This window comes from Candidatus Cardinium hertigii (assembly GCF_050864855.1).
GTDB lineage: Bacteria > Bacteroidota > Bacteroidia > Cytophagales > Amoebophilaceae > Cardinium > Cardinium hertigii_C.
On sequence record NZ_JBOZWW010000007.1, the window covers coordinates 22362 to 29127 of the forward strand.

General features: G+C 36.2%; 5 protein-coding genes and 1 pseudogene. 4 read left to right on the forward strand and 2 right to left on the reverse strand.

The genetic code is table 11. The annotated features are described in order from the left end of the window. Window positions 1-8: 8 nt before the first annotated feature. On the reverse strand, window positions 9-875 hold the full coding sequence (locus ACRRVB_RS00475; protein ID WP_432466067.1) for a metal ABC transporter permease: 867 nt from the start codon (window positions 873-875) through the stop codon (window positions 9-11). Window positions 876-963: 88 nt separating this feature from the next. Here ACRRVB_RS00475 and tmk point away from each other — a divergent pair, with 88 nt between their 5' ends. The 4 genes from tmk (at window position 964) to ACRRVB_RS00495 (ending at window position 6140) form a co-directional block, all read left to right on the forward strand. Next, window positions 964-1686 (forward strand): dTMP kinase, encoded by a 723-nt coding sequence (tmk, locus tag ACRRVB_RS00480; RefSeq protein ID WP_432466068.1) that lies wholly within the window; start codon window positions 964-966, stop codon window positions 1684-1686. Window positions 1687-1875: 189 nt separating this feature from the next. Then, complete coding sequence (gene uppS / locus ACRRVB_RS00485) at window positions 1876-2811, forward strand: polyprenyl diphosphate synthase (protein WP_432466069.1); 936 nt, start codon at window positions 1876-1878, stop codon at window positions 2809-2811. A 231-nt stretch (window positions 2812-3042) separates the two neighbouring features. Beyond that, window positions 3043-4203, forward strand: a complete 1161-nt coding sequence (locus ACRRVB_RS00490; RefSeq protein ID WP_432466070.1) for a M28 family peptidase — start codon at window positions 3043-3045, stop codon at window positions 4201-4203. A 53-nt stretch (window positions 4204-4256) separates the two neighbouring features. Further along, complete coding sequence (locus ACRRVB_RS00495) at window positions 4257-6140, forward strand: DNA topoisomerase IV subunit B (RefSeq protein WP_432466071.1); 1884 nt, start codon at window positions 4257-4259, stop codon at window positions 6138-6140. A gap of 438 nt (window positions 6141-6578) precedes the next feature. On the opposite strand, the pseudogene ACRRVB_RS00500 reads toward ACRRVB_RS00495, so the two are convergent. Further along, a pseudogene (locus ACRRVB_RS00500) lies at window positions 6579-6766 on the reverse strand (IS5-like element ISCca5 family transposase); the annotation flags it as partial.

Here is a 6766-nt window from a genome sequence, read left to right on the forward strand (position 1 = left end):
TGATATATTTATCCATTTTTTTTAAATAGGCGGCCACACCAAGCAATAAGAAAAGAGCAATAAGCTATAAGTGACATAATGAGTACAATCCAAGGCCCAGTAGGCATAGAAGGAATGGTATAGGAAATAAAAGTTCCTACTAAGGAAGCAAAGACCGCAATCAACACAGCAAACAACATAATATAAGAAATCTTTCCTGTCCAAAATCGTGCAGTAGTAGCTGGGGTAATAAGCATCGCACTCATTAATACCACCCCTACTGCCCTGATGCCAATTACAATAGCTAGTACCATCAAACTGGTAAACAAAAAATTTATTTTTTTAAAAGGAAGACCTATGGACTGCGCAAAAAGACGGTCAAAGGCAATAAGCATAAATTCTTTGAAGAACAAAATTAAAACTACAATAATAATACCACTCAACCAGAGCAATGCAACCACATCCTCTTGTAGCAACGTAGCAGCACTACCTAATAAAAAGGACTTTAAACCACCTTGGCTAGCTTGACCACTATGTTGCAGCATAGATAACAAAAAACTACCCAACCCAAAAGCTATCGAAGCCACAATAGCAATGGCGGCATCTAGCTTTATTTTTGAATGGGTAGTGATCTGATCGATGGCTATAGAGGCCAACCAACCTGTGACAAAAGCACTTATAATAAGCCAGATAGAGTTTTTGTTTCCAGTTAGCAAAAAAGCCAAACAGCTACCAGGGAGTACCGCATGTGCAATGGCATCACTGATAAGCGTCTTTCTTTTTAGCAGCGCCAATACGCCAATCATAGCGCTACTGGTACTCAACAAAATGGTGCCCAACAATACATTGCGTACATTTGGATCAGAGCAGGAAAGAAAATCTTGAATAGTGCTCATTATGTATAAAATTATTTTAGCACTACTGTATAACTAAATGGTAGCGTTGCAATATACTTAATTTTAAAGAAATGTAACTTCATAATGAATGGTAGATTTATTTGTATTTTTAGGAAACACCTTTCGTTCTTTACCCTTAATCATAAAGCATATGGAAAATCAGATCACCCGTAGAGAACGTAGGATATTTACGTTAGTTATTGAAGGGGTAGATTTTGCTGGAAAAACGACTTTGGCACATCAAATACAAGCTGGTTTAACCAGTGCGTCTTATCATGTAAAGTTGCTACATGATCCCAAAGGAAGTAAAAATGCGCAATTGATTTGGGAAACCATCTTAACCATTAAAAATGAAGATGCCCATCCTATTACAGAATTTTTTCTATTCTTAGCAGCGCGCCATGAACTGATTTATAAAGAAGCACTGGTAGGAGAAGTAGATGTGCTGATCTTTGATCGATTTATTTTTTCTACTATAGCCTATCAATTAACCCATCAACCAGATTATTGGGCCCCTTTTTTAACTACACATCGTATTTTTTCTGGTTTAATGCCAGATCTATGTATATACTGTGATATCGACTTTGATACTTTCCAATTGCGCAATCAGAGCAGAGGCCATCAGGACGCGTTTGACCAAATGTCCCAAAAGCGTTTTGAAGCCATTAAAGAAGCTTATGAACAAACGCTTGAACTGAACCTATGTCCCTATATTCAGGTCAATCAACAGAATAATGATCGTTCGACATTAATCCAAAATATTATCAAACACATTTCAATGGAGCCACCCAGATATAATCCATCTAAATAAGACTGTTAACCAATCGATCTAGATTATATCTATAGGGAAAGTACACCCAATATTGTTTTGATCGTATCATATTTTTACTTAAACTTGACTCTTCTTCACACTTATAGTTTTTAGAAGTTTTACTTCTATACTTTTTTCCGAACGGTGTGGGGCGATGTTCATTTAAGCTAAAAAATATTCTTATACCAGATGTATAGCCTATTTCCTGCTATGGCAGACAAAAAAAAAAGATTTTTCCCTACTCTAACAATTGTATTTAGAAACGTTTTTATAAACTGGGTATTGCTATTTACACTTCTACCTGGATATACCGCTTCCTTTAATAAGCATGATCTAAATGGACCACCTATCTTAGCCAACCATCCAAAACACATTGGCATTATTATGGATGGTAATGGCAGGTGGGGCATAAAAGCAATAGGCGACAGATCTTATGGACATAAACATTCAAAAAAGGCGGTGATTGAAGCGATAACTGGATGTTTGGAGCGCGGGATCACCTATTTAACTCTTTATGCTTTTTCTACTGAAAATTGGAGCCGACCCACACCAGAGGTAGATAATATTTTTCGAACGATTACGGAAAGCATTGCTGAGCACCTCAATCTTTTTACGGAATATAATGTTCAATTCCGTGTAGTGGGGGATACAGCAGGGATACCTAGTTTTTGCTGGAATAGATTAAAAGAGGTGATAGACCTTACAAAAAATAATACTAAGTTACATTTGACCGTTGCCATTAACTATGGAGGGAAAGCAGAAACAGTAGCTGCTTCTGAGGCGATAGCAAATGATTTTTTGATTAAAATCGTGGATGAATTTTTACATAAAGGGTTTAATAAAAATTCTCGTTTTGAGAATTTTATAAAATTTGCAAAGAACCATCGCGCTAAGATTACCCCAGCTACCTATCAGCAATATTTGAATACAGGCCACTTGCCTGATATTGACTTACTGATACGTACAGGTGGTAAAAAACGGATAAGCAATTTTCTGCCTTGGCAATGCGCTTATTCAGAAATATATTTTACCAATTTATATTGGCCAGACTTCAAAAAAGAGGATCTGCTAGAAGCTTTGACCTTTTTCCAGCAACAACAACGGACGATGGGTGGTGTGGTGTAACCACTATCTTTCAACTAGATAATTGCACTGAGCAATGGTTTTTCCCTATTTTTATTGGGTTATGGCAAACGACAACTTTTAGTAAAAAAGATATTATTTTATATTCAGCTTACTATTTTTAACCAAATAGTTGTATTAAAAATTTTCCAGGCGTTTATTAAAAAGCCATTTGTCGACTGTCCACTCAATGGACGCCCCTTATTTACGCAATAGAATGCACCAGTAGTTTTTATGACCATTTTTAACATATATCGCATATATCAGCTTTATATTGCCATATTATGTATCGGGTGTAGCAATATTACCTTAGGTACCCTACCAACTGCTAGTGGACCATCTGCTCCTATACCTATATATATAGGTGCAGCAACAAAACATATAACCAGACAATCAGACGAATCCCTAAAAAAAAACTTAAAAAAGCATATAACCTTTTTATCACAAACAATTGGTCCCCGCAATATTTCCGATCCAGCATATTACCAAAAGCTATGTGAAGCAGCACAATACATTGATCATGCTTTTAAAGAAATCGGGTATCAAACCAATATAATTCCCTACAGCGCCACCTATAGGGGCCAAAAATTTCATGTACAAAATATAGAAGTAGTTATTCCAGCTGGTATACCTGCATCAAATGGTATAGCTATCAAAAATAGCACTCATACTGAATGTATTGTAATTGGAGCACACTACGATACCGTTTGTTTCAGTCCAGGTGCAGATGACAATGGCTCTGGTATTGCTGCCTTAATAGAAATAGCAAGACACCTGTATGATCTATCTATGCAACTAGAGGATAAGACAATGATTAAACGTACCATAAAATTAGTTGCATTCCCAAATGAAGAATGGCCTTATAGTGCAGATGATCAAACGGGTAAGCACTTTGGATACAATATGGGGAGTGTCCAATATGCCAAACAGGCGAAAGAAAAAGGTGAGGTGATTACCGGTATGATATCACTTGAAAGTATAGGCTATTTTTCTAATCAGCCCAACAGCCAAAAGTATCCTTGGTACTTGAAGTGGTTAAAATATTTTTATGGAGATCGGGGTGATTTTCTAGTGATGGTGGGAGACCTATCGTCTCAGCCATTTCAAAAGAAATGGCGCTCTTGTTATGAGCAAATAGATGGTGACACAGGTACTATACATGGCATTGCTTTGCCTGGATGGATACCACATATTTACCGATCAGACCATGGCGCATTTTCATTAGAAGGCTTTCCTGCTTTTATGATTACAGATACAGCGGATTTTAGAAATCCGCATTATCATGAAGCAACAGACCACATCGGAACCATAAACTTTACGCTTTTCACTAAAGCAACCAAAAACTTAATCGCAACGATAACGTGTCTTGCGCTAGATGGTCCATTGAAAACATAGATATAGTGCAATCTTAAGGGGCTAAAAAGCATAACCATTGAGTATGATATACGATGTATATCATACTTTCTATTCATCTGTTACCTATGTCCACGCTTAATTATACAGAAGCAAATATCCGCTCCCTATCTTGGCAAGAACACCTTCGGTTACGCCCTGGTATGTATATTGGGAAATTAGGAGACGGCAGTCTACCAGATGATGGCATCTACCTACTACTCAAGGAAGTAATAGATAACAGCGTAGATGAATTTGTAATGGGCTATGGGAAAAAAATTGAAATAAAAATATCCAACCGTCAACGTGTTTCGATTCGAGACTTTGGAAGAGGCATTCCATTGGGGAAATTAGTAGATTGCATTTTTAAAATCAATACAGGCGGTAAATATGATACCCAAGCTTTCCAAAAAGCTGTAGGTTTAAATGGGGTGGGTATAAAAGCAGTCAACGCGCTTTCTGCCTATTGCAAAGTAGAATCTTTTCGAGATGGGTTAACCAAATCAGCCACTTTTTCTGCTGGATTATTCTTAGAAGAATCTGAAATCCTCCCCACTCAGGAGCCAAATGGTACCCATGTGGTATTCCAACCAGATGAGGCCATTTTTAAAGAATTTTCTTTTGTACCCCAATTTATAGAAGAACAAATAGCCCATTACAGTTTTTTAAACACTGGGCTTATCCTTTACCTAAATGGTAAAAAATACCAAGCTCGCAATGGACTTTTGGATTTATTGCAAGCCAAAACAGCTTCAGAAAGCTATGTTTACCCGATTATCCATTTAAAAAAACAAGATATTGAATTGGCATGCACACATCACCATACGGCTGCCAACGAGGTCTATTATACTTTTGTCAATGGGCAGTTTACGCCCCAAGGCGGTGCCCATTTAAACGCTTTAAAAGAAGCGATTGTACAAACCCTACGAGCCTTTTACAAAAAAGAGTTTGACGGAGCGGACATCCGTGGAGGATTAATAGCCGCACTTGCCATTAAGGTTCAAGAGCCTATTTTTGAATCCCAAACCAAAACAAAACTTGGTTCACAACAGATGGGTCCTGAAGGGCCAACCATTCGTAGTTTTATAATTGCTTTTATCAAAAATGCATTAGATGACTATTTACACAAAAATCCATCCATAGCCGAAATACTACAAAAACGTATTCTGCAGTCTGAACGTGAACGTAAAGCAATAGCTGGCATTAAAAAACTAGTCCATGAAAAAACAAAAAAAGCCAACTTACATAATAAAAAATTAAGAGATTGTCACATCCATTTTAACTCTAGCCATCCCAATCGTCTGGACAGTACCATTTTTATCACAGAAGGGAATTCTGCAAGTGGTTCTATTACCAAATCTCGTAATGTTGCCACACAAGCTGTATTTTCATTGCGGGGTAAGCCCTTAAACTGCTTTGGGCAATCTAAAAAACTAGTCTATGAAAATGAAGAATTCAATCTATTGCAACATGCTTTAAACATTGCCAATGGACCAGATGGATTGCGTTACAATAAAATTATTGTTGCTACAGATGCAGATGTAGATGGCATGCATATTCGTTTGCTGATCTTAACCTATTTTTTACAGTTTTTTCCAGAACTTGTATATAGTGGACATCTTTATATACTGGAAACACCTCTTTTTAGAGTACGCAATAAAAAAACCACCCATTATTGTTACAATGAACAAGAAAAAGAGGTAGCCATACAATCACTGGGTGCACAACCTGAAATTACCCGTTTTAAAGGGCTAGGCGAAATATCTCCTGATGAATTTGCCCATTTTATAGGTGCAGCCATTCGGCTGATGCCTGTTACGTTGACGCCCCATAGTGCCTTAAACAATATATTGGCTTTTTATATGGGCAAAAATACGCCAGAACGGCGCGATTTTATTATCAATAACCTTAGAATAGAAGAAAGCTTACCTGAAACGTAACCCAACATCTATTCGAATGAGCGGTACACAAGGAAGAAGTAAGCGATGCTTTTTTGTATAAATCAAGATTTGATCTTACAGCCACTATATATTCAACTGTTTATGTTGGTTAAAGCTAGTATATCAAATTTATCTTTAAAGTAGGTGATTGAATGATTTTCTTCAAAAATTAATTTTATACCATCCTTTTAAGTCTGTATTAGCTGTATTACTATAATAACAATAATTATTTAAGACTGATTATCAAAACATATCTATTTACGTATTCTATTCTTTAGTCCAATTTATTTGCAATAGTATCTATTTTTTATTATTCTTAATGAGTCAAAAAAAGCATACTGCAGTATCATTTAATTGCTTTTGATGATTACAATTGCTTTAAGCGGAAGAGACAATAGGGCTAAATAGTCGGCCCTGAAATATTATTTTTGAATAAATTTATTGAATGGATATTTCTTTATAATATATATGGTTTATCAGGCGCTCTATTTTTCTTACCCAAGATATAGGTATAACTGGTTTTGGATTAAGAATTTTAATTATATAGGTTTTAATTTATTTGACTGTGAGGGTATTAAGAATAATTTTCTTGTAATCAGTCGTAGGTTATGAGCAATAGCACATAA